Below are 15,671 nucleotides of genomic sequence, written 5' to 3'. Positions count from 1 at the left end.
CAGCAGGTGCACCACGCAGGTCTGGGTGATAGTGGCGGGCCAGACCGCGCCGATCGCATCCGGCAGCCCCGCCAGGCCGTCACAGACAACCATGAGCACGTCACCGACGCCGCGGTTACGGATCTCGGTGAGTACGTGCAGCCAGTACTTCGCGCCCTCGCCGCCGCTGCAGGGGGTCCCCGGCCCAGAGCCCGAGGATCTCCCGGCGGCCCTCACAGGTCACCGCGAGCGCGACATAGATGGGCCGGTTCGCGACCTTCCCGTCGCGGATCTTGACGTGGATCGCGTCGATGAAGATCACCGGGTAGTCCGCCCGGGACGGAGTCCAATGGTCGTCGTGAGGATTCGCGACGACCATTGGACTCCGTCCCGGGTCGAGTGGCCGGTTCTGCCACTCGACCATCGCCTCGATGACCTTGTCGGTGATCGTCGAGATCGTCTGCCGGGACACCTGGGCGCCGTAGACCTCGGCCAGGTGAGCCTGGACCTCCCCGGTGGTCAGGCCCTTCGCCGACAGCGACAGCACGAGCTCGTCGACCCCGGACATGCGGCGCTGCCGCTTGGCGACGATCTTCGGGGTGAACGAGCCGTCCCGGTCCCGGGGCACATCGAGCTCGACCGGCCCGGCCTCGGTCAGCACGGTCTTCGACCGGTGACCGTTGCGAGAGTTCCCGCCGTCACGGCCGGCCGGGTCGTGGGACTGGTAGCCGAGGTGATCGGTGATCTCACCTTCCAGAGCGGATTCCAGGACCCGCTTGGTCAGCTGCGCGAGCAGACCATTCTCCCCGGTCAGCTCCAGCCCGTTCGCCCGTGCCCGGCCGGCGAGCTGGGCGATCAGCTGCTCATCGACAGGGTCCAGCCCGGCTGGGCCTGCACCCTCGGCCGGGCCGTCGGTTACCGCGTCGAGGTCAACCACCGGCTCGTCTGCCAGGTCTGTCATCGGGTCCACACTCCTTGATCGGAGTTACACCGATGTTCTTACAGTCCCGATCAAGGCGCCCCAGTCCGGGTCGTCCCACGCCTTGTTGAGGAGCTGCGCGGCCTGCTCGGCGCTCGGCGGCCGCGGGTTCGACTTCGGGGCCGGCGGCGGCTCGGCCTGCGCGAGCGGGTTCACCGCGACCCAGCGCCAGCGCACGGCGCGCTTGTAGGCGCCGGAGAGGATGAAGTGGATGTGCCGGATCGTCGTCGCCGAGAGCGGCTTGCACCGGTGCGGGCGGCACCGGTCGTCGCACTCGTGGTCCTGGCGGGTCCGATGATCGACGAGCCCGGGTCCGGAGCAGTGGATCCGACAGCGGCGCAGCTCGGCGTAGAAGGAATCCAGGATCTCGGGGTCCAGGCGGCCGATGTTGATCCGCCCGAGCAGCGGGGAGATGTGGTTCTTCACGTGCCCGCGGTACATCTGCAGGGTGTTCGGCGCCCTGGCGAACTGGTCGAGGTGGCGCCGCACCAGCTCGTCGACCGTGGCGTTGGTCCGCGGGTTGCGGCGCTCCTCGACCTGGGCGAGCAGCCGGGCCCGAACGGCCTCGGCCTCGCGCTGCGCCTTCTTCCCGGGCTGGACCAGCTCGGTGAGGTAGTGCCGGCGCCCGGACACCGGGTCGATCCCGGCGTAGACCCGGACGCGGATGGTGCCACGCGGAAGCGTGGTGATGCTGCCCCGGGCGCGAGCCGTGCTCGCGGGCTGTCGACCTGCCATGCAGTCAACGCTAGGACCGACTCGCACCACGTTTGATGCACGAAATCTGTCTCAAGATCAGAGCTGATCAGTGTTTACGCTGGTCAGGTGGTGGAGCGGGCGACGGGAATCGAACCCGCGTAGCCAGTTTGGAAGGCCGCGCCAGACTGCCGCTCACCCACTCAACCAGCGGCGACGGACCGGCAGAACCGACCGTGAGTGACCGTGCTTCCCCGCTCCTAATCGCACGCTAATCGCACGACCGGCACCCCGGCTCCTCCCCCACGCACCCGGCCTGCTGGTGATCTCCTCGCGGCGCGGGTTCACCCCTGCCAGGCCGGGGAGTGGGGTGCAGGGCACGGGGTCCCGCCTTGCACCCCACTCCCCGGTCTGGCTGCCGTCTCGGCGCGCCGCGAGGAGATCACCAACCCCGCCGCACCTCAACTGATCTCCGAGCGGTGTCGGGTTCGGGCGGAGCCCGGCCGCCGGAGGCCCTGTGGGGGTCAGTCCTCGATGTAGCCAGTGTTGGGGTCGACCATGCTGAGGAAGTCGCGGATGGCGTCGTGGAGTTCCTCGGTCGTCGCGGGTCTGCCCTGCCATCCGAACTGGGAGAAGCCGTAGTCCGGGTTCGGCCCGGTCTCCCAAGCGAAGTGGTAGGTGCCTGGCTCGGTCGGGCGTGGTCGGACGGTGAACCGCTCGCCGTCAACGACGAGGGTCGTCGGTCGCTCCTGCTCCCAGATCCGTCGGGCGTGTGCGTCTGCCATGACCGGATCGTCTCGCGGATCAGCGCTGCTCGGTGGGGAGGGGCCGGGTAGCCGAGCCACGGCGCCGCGAACGGGCCGGAGGTGTAGTGAGCGAGCGACGGGGCCGGCGTGGCCGGCCCCGCGCCGCCGGAGGCGGCGCCTTGATCCTCAAGAGGCGGATTCGGCAGCACGCGGACGTGAGCCGTCGTTCGGTCCGGTCGGACTGCTGGTCAGCCTGCGACCCGCGGAGCCGGGAAGACGTAGACCAGTGCGGGTTCGGTGAGGCCGTCGCCGAACCGGTGGGAGACCTCGGCGATCCGCTCGGCTCCGGAGCGGTCGTAGAGCCCGACGGCCGCGGTGTCCTTGGTCATCACGTCGAAGACCACGGTCCGGCCGATGAGCTGGGCGTGGTGGCGCAGGGCGAGGATCAGGAAGCCCGCGAGACCCGCGCCCCGGTGCCCGGGGTCCAGGAACAGCCGGGCCATGACGGCGAGGTCGGTGACGTGGCCGCCGGTGTGTTCGATCCAGGCGCGGGCCGCGTCGTCGTCCGGCTGCGCCTCGGTGAGCGTGACCTGCCCGACCGGGACGTCGTCGACGACGGCGGTCCAGCTCCGGATCTCGTGCGGATGCAGCAGCCACGCCCGGGGATCGGCGATGCCCTCCACCGGGTACCCGTCGTGGGCGTGGACCCGCTCCAGCACTCCGGCGAGCGCGGGTAGGTCGCCGTCCTGGCGTTCGCGGACGGTGCGCACCGGCCCGGTCACTGGTCCTCGACCGGCATGTCGTAGTCCAGCGCGGAGTAGTCGGCGCGCATCACGAAGCGGGTCACCTCGAACGGTTCCCGGTCGGCATCGATCCCGGTGTGCCACAGCTCGATCACCGGGACGCCGTCGGGGATCGTCATGCGCCGAGCCTCCTCGCGGGTCGGCATCCGCGCCGAGATCTCCTCGCGCACGTGGGTGATCACGTGGCCGAGGGCGGCGAACTGGCCGTAGATGCCCTCCGGGCCGAGGTCGGCGGAGTCGCCGAGCGGGTTGCCCTCGACCAGACTCCACGCGGCGTAGGTGACGCCGATCTGCAACGGCTCGTCGTCAGCGAAGTACCAGTTCTCGCGCTGCACGACCGGGGTCCCAGGCTCGACCCCGAGCCGCTCGGCGACCTCCGCGGGTGCCTCGACCCTGGTGATACGGGAGTCGACGTGCGGGGTCCGACCCTGGGCGACGGCCTCGGCGCCGAACGGGCCGAGCTCGTTGGTGGAGCGCATCGCGGCGCTGTAGCGGCGGCGGCCGAAGCGCATCCACCGCGGCTTGCTGCGGACGAACACCCCGCGCCCGTGCTGAGCGCTGACCAGGCCCTCGCGGCGCAGGGCGGCGATGGCCTCGCGGACGGTGTTGCGGGCGGCTCCGTGCTGCTCAGCGAGCATGCGCTCTGAGGGGAGCTTGTCGCCGGGCTGGTACTCGCCCGAGGTGATCGCCTCGCGCAGCTCGTGCGCGATGGCTCGGTAGTCGCTGTTGGCGCCCCGCGGCGCCCGTGCCGAAGACGTCATGTCTTCACGATAGCGAACTGGCCTGAGCCAGCCACTTGACCCACTGGCTCAAGCCTGCTGTACTGGCTCAAGCCAGTGAGGCGACACACAACCAGGAGGCCAGTCATGGCGATCACCAACAAGTTCCCCGTCGCGATGGGCGACGTGTTCCCGCACGGCGCGTTCGTCGTGTCGGAGGTCGAGCCGGTGCGCGACTTCGACAAGTCGACGCCGGGGCGTCCGGTGCAGCAGCTCGACAAGGAGTCCGGTCTCCCGGTGTGGTCGGTGTCGGTCCTCGACGCCGACCCGGCCGCGCGCCGGACGGAGAAGACGGTGACGGTGAAGATCGCCGCCCCGCATCAGCCGGTCCCGCCGGAGGCGGCCGCGGGGCTGCCGTTCCGCCCGGTGGAGTTCGACGGCCTGACCGTCACCCCGTACGTGCAGGAGGCCGGGGGCCGGCCCCGCGTCGCGTACAGCTTCCGCGCGGCCGGGATGCGCGCCCCCGGCGGTCACCAGCGCCCGGGCCCGGGCAAGAACCAGGACGCCGCCTGACCGCTCTCGCCTGCTCGTGCAGGTGGAGGGGGGCCCGCTGCAACGGGCTCCCCCTCCGGATCTCCCTCACCCACGCCCTGACCAGGCATCAGAGTTCGGAAGGACACCGACCCTAGATGAACACCCGTCCCGCACCCGCTCCCGCCGTCTCGACGGTGGTTCCTGCCGTCCGGCTGGTCGAGGCCGGCCTCCGCCGCGCCGACGACGCGATCTGGACCACGCCCGTGCCCGCTTACGGCGCTGGGCCGCTCGTGCACGCCGCCCGGGCCCGTCGCCTCGCCGAGCTGCACACCCGCCGGGCCCGCTGGTGGACCGTGCTGCGCCGCATCGCGGTGGCCGACCACGCCGTGCCCACCGTCTACCTGTCGGCAGTGGTCACCGCGGCCGGGGAGGCGGAGCAGCAGGCGCGGTTCTGGTCCGACGCCGCCGACGACTGGCAGGCCCGCGCCGACCGGCGTCCGACCTCCGAGGTCGCCGGGGCCATGTCCAACTGGGCCGACCTCGGCCTGACCGAGCCCGCCGCCCCCGGCCTGCCCGACTCCTCGACGGCGGTGGCCCGGTGAGCGCGGTGTCGTCCGGGCGGCCGGTGCTGCGGCTGGTCCCGATCACCGACCCGACCGTCGCCGTCACCGGACCAGGCTGGCGCCAGGACGCTGCCTGCCGCGGGTTGGACACCGAGCTGTTCTTCCCGGTCGACGACCGCGCCGTCTCCGTCGAGCCGCCGCGTCGGGTGTGCCGGGGCTGCCCCGTCCGCGCGGCCTGTCTGGCCGACGTCCTCGCCACCGAGGACCCGGCGCGGCGGTTCGGGATCACCGGCGGCATCACCCCGGCCGAGCGCCGGACCCTGCACCGCGCCGGACTCACCATCACCACGATCCCCGCCACCGCGGTCCCGGCGGCCGGGGGTGACGTCGCGTGACCGCCGCGAAGCCGTCGCGTCCGCCGCGGTGCGAGGTCTGCCGGGTCCCGCTGCACGAGCGGCCCGACCCGCGCCGCCGTCGCTGCGCCGATCACCTCGACCAGCTCGTCCTGGTCCCGCTCGCCACCGTCCGCACCACACGTCGGAAGGGAGACCGTCGATGATCACCGCCACTCTCGCCGCCGGCGTGACTCCGTCTGCGGACGTGCCGCTGTCCGGGGAGCAGATCGGCATGGTCGGTGGCGCCGCTCTGGCCGCCGTGCTCTACGTGCTCTACCGGGTCGGGCACTACCTGGCGCGGGTCCTGGAAGCCCTCGCCACCGCCGCCGTCGTGTTCGTCGCCCTCTACCTCGCCATCAAGGGCCTTGTCCTCGCGATCGTGTGGGCGGTCCGGCACTGGCGCACCACCTCCACGGTCACGGTGGTGTCGGTGTGGTGCTGGTGGTGGGGCTGGCCGTCGCTGCTGCTCGTCGCGCTCACCGTCGCGGGTGCGCTGGGGCTGTGGCGGGTCGCTGCGCCGCTGCCGTTCGACCGCTGGGCCGGGCGGCGGATCCGGTCGTGGTGGCAGCGCTGGGCCGTCTACGCCCCGCGGATGCCGCGCTGGCTGCGCTCCTGCGGGCTGACCGTCCCCGACCGGGCCGGGGCGACGGTCATCCAGGTCAACCCGCTGCGACGGACTGCGACCGCGCCCCGGTCCCGGCCGCGCCGCGACCAGCTGCCTCGCATCCTGTCGGTGCGCTCCGGCCCGTCCTGGGACGAAGTCAAGGTGCGGTTGGTGCCGGGGCAGACCCCGGAGGACTTCGACACCGCCGCCCGCGCGCTGGCCGTCGCTCGGGGGGTGAACCGGTGCCAGGTCCGTGAGCTGGGCCCGAACGTGGTGTCGATCGACTACCAGCGCCGCAACCTGCTCGACCGCGTCATCGACGCCCCCGCCCTCGACACCCTCGCCACGGTCGCCGGGGACACCGTCGATCTGGACCGGGTGCTCTCCGGCGCGACCGAGTACGGCACCGAGTGGCGGCAGTCGATCCGCGGTAGCCACACCCTCGTCGGTGGTGCGACCGGCGCGGGCAAGGGCTCCCTGATGTGGGCACCCCTGCTCTCCATCGCCCCCGCGATCCGGGACGGCCTGGTGCGGGTCAACGGCATCGACCCGAAGGGCATGGAACTCGCCTACGGCCGCGACGTCTTCCACCGCTACGCCGTCACCTCCCGCGACGCCCTCGCGCTGCTCGACGATCTGGTCGAGCAGATGGAAGCCCGCAAACGCGCCCACGCCGGAACCACCCGCCTGGTCCCGATCACCCGCGAGACGCCGTTGGAGATCGTGGAGTTCGACGAGATCGGCGCCCTGCTGCGCTACGTCGGGGACCGCAAGACCCGCGAGGCCATCACCGAGCGCATCGCGCTGCTGACCACCCAGGGGCGCGCGCTGGGCTACACGGTGCGCGGGTACGTGCAGGAGCCGACGAAGGACACCGTCCCGGTGCGGGAGCTGTTCCCGCGCCGCATCTGCCTGCGCGTGGCCTCCAAGAGCCACGTCGGGATGGTGCTCGGGGACCAGGCGTATGACCGGGGTGCGTGGGCGAGCCGCATCGGCGAGTCCGAACCCGGCGTCGGCTACCTGTTCGGCGAAGGCGTCCGCGAACCCCTGCGCGTCCGAGCCGCGTGGGTGCCGGACGAGGCGATCAAGGCTCTCGAACGGTTCGTGACCGCACCCTCCCCGAACCCGACTCGACGGCCGGCGCCGGTGCTGCCGTTCCGGCCTGGCACACCCGCCCTGCCCGCCGGAGGTGCCGCATGAACGCCGAGCAGACCGGCCCGGCCCCGGCGCCGGTGGATCAGGAGTCGATGACCCGCGCCCAGAAGGCCATGCTGGCGCTGTCGGCCGAGGTCGCGACCCAGCTCGCCGAGGACCACGGCGTGTGCGTCCGCCCGCTCGCGATGCGCCGGATCGACCAGAGCAGCGGCCGGGTCGACGTCGTCCCCGTCCCGTGCAGCTCCACGCGGGAGGACCAGTGCCGCCCGTGCGCGGAGAAGGCCCGACGCCTGCGCATGGTCCAGTGCCGCGAGGGCTGGCACCTCGAGAACGAACCCATCGCCAAGCCCGCCGACCCGACCACCGCGCAGAAGGAGCTGATGACGGTCCGGGCGGACCTGCACGCCGCCTACGCCGACGCCCGCGCCAAGAACGACGAGGAGGAGTGCAAGGAGATCCGCGAGACCGTCGCCGAACTCGACACCGAACTACGCGCCCTCGGGGTCCGTGGGCGCCTGGCCCCGCTCGACCCGGCACCGCAGACCGTGCGCCGCTCGACCCGGCGACGGCAGGACACACCGAACCTGCCCCGCCGCCCGGTGGAGGACCGCACCCTCGGACGGGTGTTCGGCGGCAAGTACCGGCCCTCCACGTTCCTCACGCTCACGCTCGACACCTACGGGCGGGTGGACAAGCACGGCGCCGCCATCGACCCCGACTCCTACGACTACCGCCGCGCCGCCCGCGACGCGATCCACTTCCCCAAGCTGCTCGACCGGTTCTGGCAGAACACCCGCCGCTGCGTCGGCTGGGACGTGCAGTACTTCGGCACCGTCGAGCCCCAGAAACGCGGGGCACCGCACTTCCACGCCGCCATCCGCGGCACCATCCCCCGCTCCGAGCTGCGCGCGATCACCGCCGCGACCTACCACCAGGTGTGGTGGCCCGCCCACGACGAACTCGTCTACAGCGGGGACCGGCTGCCCCGCTGGGACAACCACCACAAGGCGTTCGTCGACCCGCAGACCCGCGAACCGCTGCCCACCTGGGACGAGGCCACCGACCCCGACGTCCTGACTGCTCCGGCGCACACGGTGGTGTTCGGGCCGCAGGTCCACGTGAAGGGCATCCTCGGCGGTTCCGAGGAGGCCGGCCGCCACATCGGCTACCTGACCAAGTACCTCACCAAGTCCGTCGGGCAGGCCGCCGGCCTCGACGACACCGCCACGTCACGGCAGCGGGAGCACGCCCGCCGCCTCGCCGCCGAACTCGCCATCACCCCGTGCTCGCCGCGCTGCCCCATCTGGCTGCTCTACGGCGTCGAGCCCAAGGGCGCCCGGCCCGGCACGACACCCGGGCATTGCAAGGGCAAAGCGCACAAGCCCGAGCACCTCGGGATCGCCGGGCGCCGGGTGCTGGTCTCGCGGAAGTGGTCCAACAAGTCGCTCTCGGACCACCGGGCGGAGCGGACCGCGTTCGTTCGGCAACTGCTCGACCGGGCCGGGGTGAAGCCCGCCTACGCCGTCGACGACGGGCCGTTCGAGTGGCAGACCACCAAGCCCGGCGACACCGACGTGCCGCCTCGCACCGTGCTGCTCCTCCACGCGATCAACCAACGCTCGCGATGGCGCGCGGACTACGACGCCGCGGTCCTCGCGACCACCGACGCACTACCCGACGACCGTTCCGCAACTGTCGATCACGCCGCGTAGGAGGGACGCCCGATGAAGCAGTACCTCACCGTGGTCGAGACCGCGGAGTACCTGAACACCTCGGAGCGCTTCGTTCGGCGCCTGGTCGCGGAACGACGGGTCGCGTTCCACCGGGTCGGTCGCCATCTCCGGTTCGCTGTGGTCGACCTCGACGCCTGGCTCTGCGGCTGCCGGGTCGAGCCGATCCAGCACCGTCGGCGACGGGCGGTGGCGTGATGGCGAACAAGAAGGGACATCGTCGGTTCGGGTCGATCCGCCGACTCCCGTCCGGCCGCTACCAGGCCAGCTACCTCACCACCTCCGGCCAGCGCCGGAGCGCCCCGGAGACGTTCGAGCGCAAGGGCGACGCCGACCAGTGGCTCATCGTCGTCGAGGGCGAGATGCTTCGCGGCGAATGGATCGACCCGTCGCTCGGCAAAGTCCTGTTCGGACAGTACGGCGCCCAGTGGATCGAGGAGCACCGGCTCAGCGCCCGGACCCGTGAGGAGTACCGGAGCATCTGGCGCCACCACGTCGATCCGTTCCTCGGCTCGATCGAACTCGCCGAGTTGACCACCGGGGTCGTCCGCACCTGGCGGTCGAATCTGCTCGGCAACGGCCGGTCGGAGGACCGTACGGCGAAGGCGTACCGCCTCGTGCGCGCGATCATGAATACCGCCGTCGACGACGGCCGGGTCAAGCGCAACCCCTGCCGGATCAAGGGCGCGGGCGAGCACCGCACCGCCGAGCGCCCGACCGCCACGGTCCGTCAGGTCTTCGACCTCGCCGACCGGATGCCGGGCCGCTTCCGCGCCCTGGTCCTCGCCGCCGCGTTCACGAGCCTGCGCTGGGGTGAGCTGGTCGGGCTGCGCCGCTGCGACGTCGATCTCTCCACAGGCACCGTGCACGTCCGGCGGCGCCTCGCCCAGCTCAGCCGGGGCGGACTGCAGGCCGGGCCACCCAAGTCCGCCGCCGGGGTCCGCAACGTCGTCGTGCCGCCGTTCCTCGTCGAGGTCCTCCGCGACCACCTCGCCGAGTACTCCGGCTCCGGCCCGGAGGGACTGATCTTCTGCGGGCAGAAAGGCGCCATGCTCCGGCGCGGCAACTTCGGTCGGGCGACCGACTGGCCCGCCACCGTCGTCAAGGCCGGCCTGCCCGCCGGGTTCCACTTCCACGACCTGCGCCACACCGGCAACCAGCTCGCCGCGAACTCCGGCGCGACGACTCGCGAGCTGATGCACCGGATGGGCCACGGCTCCATGCGAGCCGCCCTCATCTACCAGCACGCCACCACCGACCGAGACCGCCGGATCGCCGAGCAGATGGCCGCGATGGTCGAGCGCGAACGTCACCCGCAGGGCGACCAGAACCCCGACGACGAGGGCGGGGCGCTCGGTGCCTAATCGCACGTTAATCGCACGAACGCCGAACGGCGCCCCTCCCAAGATCGGGAGTGGGCGCCGTTTCCGCTGGTGGAGCCACCTGAGCGGGCGACGGGAATCGAACCCGCGTAGCCAGTTTGGAAGACTGGGGCTCTACCATTGAGCTACGCCCGCATGCCCCGATCTCGTCGATCAGGACCCCCGCAGCGTATCCCACTCCGCCCCTGTGAACACCCCCGCCCCCGGGTGCGTACACACTTGGGACAGGGACGTTCAGGAGGTTCGCAGACACCGATGAAGGCGCCCCACCGCAGGTTGCGCTCCGTCGACGCGCGCCCCGCCGAACCCGGGCTCGACTCCGAGCCGGGGCTCCGCGCCGCGTACACCGCGCACGGAGCCGAGCTCTACCGCTATGCCCTGCGTCAGCTGGGCGACGAGGGTGCGGCCCAGGAGTCCGTGCAGGAGGTCTTCCTGCGCGCCTGGCGTCGTGCCGACTCGTACGACCCGTCGGTTGCCAGTCTGCGGGTGTGGCTGTTCGCCATCGCCCGCAACGTGGTCATCGACGAGATCCGTAGGGTCGCGGCGCGGCCCTGGCGCCGCGGGCTCACCGACGAGCCCGAGACCGGGAACGACTACATCGGCCCTGCCGACGACGCCCTCGTCGACGGTTGGCTGGTCGAGGAGGCGTTGCGGCGGCTCCGTCCGGAGCACCGGCAGGCGATCGTCGAGGCATACCTGCGGGGGCGTCCACACGCCGAGATCGCCGCGGAGGCGGGGGTGCCCGTCGGGACGATCCGCAGCCGGGTCTTCTACGGGCTGAAGGCGTTGCGACTGGCGATGGACGAGATGGGGGTGGAACCGTGACTCCGGACGAGCACCGGGCGATGCGGGAGTCGTTGGGCGACCACGCGATGGGCCGGTTGGAGGGCCACGAGCTGGCGACCCTCGAGGCCCATCTGCAGGGCTGCCCGGCGTGCCGCGAGGAGCTGGCCGAGGTCGCGAGTGTGCTGCCCGCGCTGGGCCGTGTCGACCCCGACCGGCTCGACCACACTCCCGCTCCCCCGCCGGATCTGGGCGACCGGATCGTGGCGGCGGCGCGGGCCGAGCGCCCGGCATCGGCCGGGGCCCGGACACGGAACCGGTGGGCTCCGGTCGCGGCGGCGGCCGCGGCCGCGCTGCTCGTCGGCGGCGTCGCCGGGTATCTGGTCGGCGACCACGACGGGATTCCCCGCGAGCCGGTCGCGGTCCAGGCGATGGATCCCACGGTGCAGGCCACGGCGGTCGCGATCCCGCACACCTGGGGCGTGGAGATCGTGCTCGACGGCGACGGGTTCCGCTCCGGTGCGACCTACCGCGTCGTCGTCGAGGCCGAGGACGGGCGTGAGGTGAGCGCGGGCGAGTTCATCGGGACCGGCGCGGCGCCGATGGTCTGCAACCTCAACTCCTCGGTGCTGCGGGCCGACGCGGAGGAGTTCCGGGTCGTCGACGTCGCCGGGTCCACGGTGCTGCGCGGCAGCCTGGCTACCTGACCCGGCGGGCGGCGTTGGCGACCAGCCCGAGCAGGAACAGGGTGCTGACCAGCGCCGTCCCGCCCGCGGACACCAGCGGGAGCTGCTGGCCGGTCACCGGCAGCAGGCCGACGACGTAGCCGACGTTCATCGCGGCCTGCACGACGACCCAGGTCACCGTCGCCGCCGTCACCAGCCGCAGGAACGGGTCCCGGGTGCGCGCGGCGACGCGCAGCCCCACCCAGGCGAGCAGCAGGTACAGCGCCAACACGGCGAGCCCGCCGACCAGCCCGAGCTCCTCGCCGATGACGGCGAAGATGAAGTCGTTCGCGGCGTTGGGCAGGTAGTCCCACTTCGCCCGGCCCTGCCCGAGGCCGGTGCCGAGCACGCCGCCGTCGGCGAGGGACAGCAGCGCCTGGCGGGACTGGTAGCCGGCGCCGAGCTCGTCGCCGGCGCCGAGGAAGGTACTGATCCGGTCGCGGCGGTAGTCCGCGGTGAGCCCCAGGACGGCGACGCCGAGCAGCGCCCCGCCGGACAGGCCGCCGAGCAGCACCAGCGGCGCCCCGGCGAAGAACAGCAGCGAGAGCACGATGACTCCGAGCGCCACCGTCGTGCTGAGCGCGGGTTGCAGCATGAGCAGTGCCCCGGCCAGCAGGGCGACCGGCACCAGGGGGAGGACGGCGTAGCGGCCGTGGCGCACGGCGCGCCCGCGCAACGCGAGCACGTGCGCGCCCCACAGCAGGAGCACGACCTTCGCCGCCTCGCCCGGCTGCACGGTGAACCCGGCGACCGAGATCCACCGGCGGGCACCGCCGCGGACCTCGCCGATGCCGGGGACCAGCACCAGCACCAGCGCGGTGAGACAGGCGAACAGCAGCCACGGTGTCCACCGTCGCAACCGGGCCGGTGACACCCACATCCCGAGTGCGAACGCGCCGATCCCGAGCAGCAGGAAGATCAGGTGGCGGACGAAGACGGTGAGCACCATCCCGTCGGCGACGGTCCGCCCGCCCGCCGACGCCGACAGCACCATCACCACACCGACGGCCAGCAGGGCCCCCGTCGCGCCGAGCACGAGGTGCAGCGGCGGTACGGAACGCAGCCGGGCGAGCCGCGACGCCGGACGGCGCCGCGGCGTCCCGCCCGTTGCACGCGCGTCGCGCTGTCTCGGCACCGTCACCCGATCAGTGTCGCGCCGGACCGGGCACAACGGGCGGAACCGGACCGCACGGCGCGTCGGGCAACGGTCAGAGCATGCGGGCGTGCACGACGAAGTTGTCGACGTAGCTGCGCTCGCCGCGGTCGAAGTCGCCCGCGCAGGTCACCAGGCGCAGCAGGTCCGGGGACGCCGCGCCGAACACCTCGAAGGTCGGGAACGCGTCCTTCGGAACCTGCTGGGTCCGCTCGATCGCGTAGCGCAGGGTCGTGCCGTCGCTGCGACCGACCTCGACGACGTCACCCGGTCCGAGGTCGCGCAGGTCGAAGAAGACCGCGGGCCCGCTGCGCGAGTCGACGTGTCCCATCAGGACAGTCGGTCCGGGATTGCCGCCGCGGTCGAACCAGCCGACACGGTCGAAGTCCTGCGGGACCTCGGCGGTGTTGTCCGCGGCGACGCCGAGACGCACCAGACCCGGCTCGTCGACCCCGATGGCCGGGATCCGCACCGAGGTCGGCACCGCGGCCTCCCCCGGCTCGGCGACGACCGGCTCCTGCGTGACCGGGCCTGCCGGGCGCTCGGGCGCGGCGGGTCCGGCCGGCGCGGCGCAGCCTGCGAGGAGAAGGAGCAACGCGACGACGCCCGGCAGCAGCAGGGCTCCCGGGCGCCGGTCACGCGCGGTCTCAGCTCTGCGCACGACCCCGGCGGACCATCACGATGCCCGCACCGGCGGCCGCGGCGACGCCGGCGGCGCCGATCGCGTAGAGAGCGGTGGAGTCGGACGCGCCACCGGCGCCGGTCTCGACGCCACCCATCGGGACCTCTTGCAGCTGCCCACGGACGGTGCCCGCGGCGAACTCGGCGGTGTGCGTGTCGCCGGTGAACCCGGCCGGGTTCGCCTCGATCTGCTTGAGCGAGAAGCCGGTGCCGGTGTCCTGGCCGTTGTCACCCTCGAGCCCGGTGGTGAAGGGGCCCTGCATGCAGCCGGACGAGGTGCGGACGTCGCCGTCACCCTGGGGGTTCGGGAACGAGATCCGCGGCGGGCCGGGCTGGCCGGCGGCCGCCTCGTGGATGTGCGTCGCGGTCGCGGCCGGGCTCTGGTACTCGCCGGTGACGCCGCGCAGCGTGATGTCGTAGCAGATGACCTCGTCGTCGGAGTTGATCCGGAAGTTGAACTCTCCGGTGGCACCCGGCTGGCCGGGGACCGACGCGCCGTCGTTGTTGATGATGGTGTCAGGGGTGGCCATCACGGTGTACATGCTGGTGAACGAGTCCGGCTCGGGCACGTCCGCCTGCTGGGCGAAGGCGACGCCCGCGGTCGCGGCGAAGCCGAGGGCGGTCGCGGCGGTGACGGCGGCGAGACGGGGCAGGGTGCGACGCATCGGGGTGGGTCCTTTCCGAGAGGTTCACGAGGTTCGTCGTTCTTGCCCGTCTCTACGGACCTCGCAGTGGCCGCGTTCACGTGTCACCCGATCGTGCGGGCCCGACCACCTCGCGTGGAGCGCTGCGCGGTGGGGTGACGCCCCCGGCTAGACTCCGGCCGACGGGGTGTGGCGCAGCTTGGTAGCGCACTCGCTTTGGGAGCGAGGGGCCGTGGGTTCAAATCCCGCCACCCCGACCAGCGGAGACGTCACCGTGCGCGGCGGTCCGGAAGCGGTCGACAGCGGCATCCGACAGCGTCCGGCAACGGCCGGTGGTCCCGGCCGGCGCCCGCACCGAGCCGTGGTCCGGCCGTCCCCCGCAGCGGCGACGTGCTCAGTGGGAGCCGCCGTGGCGGTGGTACCGACGGAACTCCGAGGGCGACAGGCCGTAGCGACGGCGGAATGCGGCTGCGAACCGGCTCGGACTCGAGAACCCCCAGTTCGCCGCGACATCGCTGACCGAGTGCGACGTCCGGCTCTCCAGGTCCGCCTTCGCCCGTTGCAGGCGGACGGTCGTGAGGTGCTCCATCGGGGAGCATCCGATCCACTCCTGGAAGCCCTCCTGCAGTCGTCGCACGGTGGTGCCCCCGAGGACCGCCATGTCCGCCACGGTCCAGGGCCGGGCCGGGTCGTCCCGAACCGCGTCCACGACCCGGGACACGGTGCGCGGCCGCGCGGGCGACCCGGTGCCCAGGTCGGGGCAGCTCGTCAGCAGGAACCCCGCGGCCACCGCGCCGGCCAGCTGCTCGGAGACCACGGGAGAGCCGGCGAACAGCGACGGGCGACGAAGGTGGCTGGCGAGACTGTTCACCAGCCTCCGCCAGTCCTCACCTCCACCCCGGTCGAGATCGAGCTGGTCGGGCAGGACACCGGCGACCCGGACGGGGTCGCTGCCCAGCACACGTTCCGCCTCGAGGTCGAGCCAGGTGCGGTCGAACTTGACCCCCAGCACGGTGCACGTCGCGTCCCAGTGCGTGATCCGGCACGCGCTGTCGGCCCGGAAGACCGCCGCCTGGCCGGAGACGGAGGTCAAGGATCCGCGACGGGTCTGGCTGACGAAGTGACCGGTCAACGGGATGTTGACCTCGTACGCCCCGGGATAGTCGCAGTCGATGGCGATGTCGGCGCCCCAGCCGACGTAGCCGAGGAGAACCGGGCCGAGATCGAGTGTCTGCAGGGTGAGGCGAGGCCTGCTCCCAGGACCGATGGGCGTCAGCTCGTGCGGGAAGTACACGTCAGCGACGCTCTGCGACACCTGGTCCCAGTCCCGAGGTGGCGCACCCCTGTGTGCGGCCATGCCCTCGATCGTATCCGACACCGATCACGCTCGAACTCCTCGCGCG

The 15,671-nt window shown here is 72.4% G+C and carries 18 protein-coding genes, 2 tRNA genes and 1 pseudogene; 11 read left to right on the top strand and 10 right to left on the bottom strand.

Annotation, left to right across the window (positions count from 1 at the left end; translation table 11 throughout):
* The 5 genes and pseudogenes from GTW08_RS18945 to GTW08_RS18925 form a co-directional block, all read right to left on the bottom strand.
* Positions 1–814: pseudogene (locus GTW08_RS18945) on the bottom strand (IS256 family transposase); the annotation flags it as partial.
* A 150-nt stretch (positions 815–964) separates the two neighbouring features.
* Positions 965–1,693 carry a site-specific integrase gene (locus GTW08_RS18940; protein ID WP_073575591.1) on the bottom strand — a complete coding sequence of 243 codons (729 nt, stop codon included), beginning with the start codon at positions 1,691–1,693 and terminating at the stop codon, positions 965–967.
* Positions 1,694–2,175: 482 nt separating this feature from the next.
* Positions 2,176–2,436 carry a hypothetical protein gene (locus GTW08_RS18935; RefSeq protein WP_161152306.1) on the bottom strand — a complete coding sequence of 87 codons (261 nt, stop codon included), beginning with the start codon at positions 2,434–2,436 and terminating at the stop codon, positions 2,176–2,178.
* Positions 2,437–2,645: 209 nt separating this feature from the next.
* Positions 2,646–3,167, bottom strand: a complete 522-nt coding sequence (locus tag GTW08_RS18930; RefSeq protein ID WP_161152305.1) for a GNAT family N-acetyltransferase — start codon at positions 3,165–3,167, stop codon at positions 2,646–2,648.
* 8 nt (positions 3,168–3,175) lie between these two features.
* Entirely contained in the window at positions 3,176–3,961 is a 786-nt protein-coding gene (locus GTW08_RS18925) for a GntR family transcriptional regulator (RefSeq protein ID WP_161152304.1), read from the bottom strand.
* A gap of 105 nt (positions 3,962–4,066) precedes the next feature.
* Here GTW08_RS18925 and GTW08_RS18920 point away from each other — a divergent pair, with 105 nt between their 5' ends.
* From GTW08_RS18920 to GTW08_RS18885, 8 genes are all read left to right on the top strand, one after another.
* On the top strand, positions 4,067–4,492 hold the full coding sequence (locus GTW08_RS18920) for a plasmid replication, integration and excision activator (protein WP_161152303.1): 426 nt from the start codon (positions 4,067–4,069) through the stop codon (positions 4,490–4,492).
* Between the two features lie 116 nt (positions 4,493–4,608).
* Complete coding sequence (locus GTW08_RS18915) at positions 4,609–5,055, top strand: hypothetical protein (RefSeq protein ID WP_161152302.1); 447 nt, start codon at positions 4,609–4,611, stop codon at positions 5,053–5,055.
* Complete coding sequence (locus GTW08_RS18910; protein WP_346009935.1) at positions 5,052–5,411, top strand: WhiB family transcriptional regulator; 360 nt, start codon at positions 5,052–5,054, stop codon at positions 5,409–5,411. Before GTW08_RS18915 ends, GTW08_RS18910 begins: the two co-directional genes overlap by 4 nt.
* On the top strand, positions 5,408–5,575 hold the full coding sequence (locus tag GTW08_RS18905; RefSeq protein WP_161152301.1) for a hypothetical protein: 168 nt from the start codon (positions 5,408–5,410) through the stop codon (positions 5,573–5,575). Before GTW08_RS18910 ends, GTW08_RS18905 begins: the two co-directional genes overlap by 4 nt.
* Positions 5,576–5,643: 68 nt before the next feature.
* Entirely contained in the window at positions 5,644–7,215 is a 1,572-nt protein-coding gene (locus tag GTW08_RS18900; protein ID WP_161152308.1) for an FtsK/SpoIIIE domain-containing protein, read from the top strand.
* Complete coding sequence (locus tag GTW08_RS18895) at positions 7,212–8,882, top strand: helitron helicase-like domain-containing protein (RefSeq protein WP_237453973.1); 1,671 nt, start codon at positions 7,212–7,214, stop codon at positions 8,880–8,882. Before GTW08_RS18900 ends, GTW08_RS18895 begins: the two co-directional genes overlap by 4 nt.
* A gap of 12 nt (positions 8,883–8,894) precedes the next feature.
* Positions 8,895–9,098, top strand: a complete 204-nt coding sequence (locus tag GTW08_RS18890) for a helix-turn-helix domain-containing protein (RefSeq protein ID WP_161152300.1) — start codon at positions 8,895–8,897, stop codon at positions 9,096–9,098.
* The gene (locus GTW08_RS18885) at positions 9,098–10,264 is read left to right on the top strand and encodes a tyrosine-type recombinase/integrase (protein WP_161152299.1); all 1,167 of its coding nucleotides are present in this window, start codon (positions 9,098–9,100) and stop codon (positions 10,262–10,264) included. Before GTW08_RS18890 ends, GTW08_RS18885 begins: the two co-directional genes overlap by 1 nt.
* An 82-nt stretch (positions 10,265–10,346) precedes the next feature.
* Here GTW08_RS18885 and GTW08_RS18880 read toward each other — a convergent pair.
* Positions 10,347–10,417 (bottom strand) — tRNA-Gly (locus tag GTW08_RS18880).
* A 120-nt stretch (positions 10,418–10,537) separates the two neighbouring features.
* On the opposite strand from GTW08_RS18880, the gene GTW08_RS18875 reads away from it, so the two are divergent.
* Both GTW08_RS18875 and GTW08_RS18870 read left to right on the top strand, forming a co-directional pair.
* Entirely contained in the window at positions 10,538–11,107 is a 570-nt protein-coding gene (locus GTW08_RS18875) for a sigma-70 family RNA polymerase sigma factor (protein WP_073575590.1), read from the top strand.
* On the top strand, positions 11,104–11,772 hold the full coding sequence (locus tag GTW08_RS18870) for an anti-sigma factor (protein ID WP_304580117.1): 669 nt from the start codon (positions 11,104–11,106) through the stop codon (positions 11,770–11,772). The genes GTW08_RS18875 and GTW08_RS18870 overlap by 4 nt, the downstream gene beginning before the upstream one ends.
* Here the strand turns inward: GTW08_RS18870 and GTW08_RS18865 are convergent.
* The 3 genes from GTW08_RS18865 to GTW08_RS18855 form a co-directional block, all read right to left on the bottom strand.
* Positions 11,765–12,931 carry an FtsW/RodA/SpoVE family cell cycle protein gene (locus GTW08_RS18865; protein ID WP_073575589.1) on the bottom strand — a complete coding sequence of 389 codons (1,167 nt, stop codon included), beginning with the start codon at positions 12,929–12,931 and terminating at the stop codon, positions 11,765–11,767. The two genes, GTW08_RS18870 and GTW08_RS18865, sit on opposite strands and share 8 nt — an antisense overlap.
* Positions 12,932–12,998: 67 nt before the next feature.
* Complete coding sequence (locus tag GTW08_RS18860; RefSeq protein ID WP_073575588.1) at positions 12,999–13,604, bottom strand: class F sortase; 606 nt, start codon at positions 13,602–13,604, stop codon at positions 12,999–13,001.
* Positions 13,591–14,289: a CHRD domain-containing protein gene (locus tag GTW08_RS18855; protein WP_073575587.1), complete on the bottom strand. Its 699-nt coding sequence runs from the start codon at positions 14,287–14,289 to the stop codon at positions 13,591–13,593. The genes GTW08_RS18860 and GTW08_RS18855 overlap by 14 nt, the downstream gene beginning before the upstream one ends.
* A 162-nt stretch (positions 14,290–14,451) precedes the next feature.
* On the opposite strand from GTW08_RS18855, the gene GTW08_RS18850 reads away from it, so the two are divergent.
* A tRNA-Pro gene (locus tag GTW08_RS18850) sits at positions 14,452–14,528 on the top strand.
* A gap of 134 nt (positions 14,529–14,662) precedes the next feature.
* On the opposite strand, the gene GTW08_RS18845 is transcribed toward GTW08_RS18850, so the two are convergent.
* Positions 14,663–15,625, bottom strand: a complete 963-nt coding sequence (locus tag GTW08_RS18845) for an AraC family transcriptional regulator (RefSeq protein WP_073575601.1) — start codon at positions 15,623–15,625, stop codon at positions 14,663–14,665.
* Positions 15,626–15,671 lie beyond the last annotated feature (46 nt).

Source organism: Pseudonocardia sp. SID8383 (assembly GCF_009864975.1).
In the GTDB taxonomy this organism is placed as follows: Bacteria; Actinomycetota; Actinomycetes; order Mycobacteriales; family Pseudonocardiaceae; genus Pseudonocardia; species Pseudonocardia alni.
Note: the sequence above shows the minus strand (reverse complement) of the source record. Positions and strands in the feature narration are given on the sequence as shown.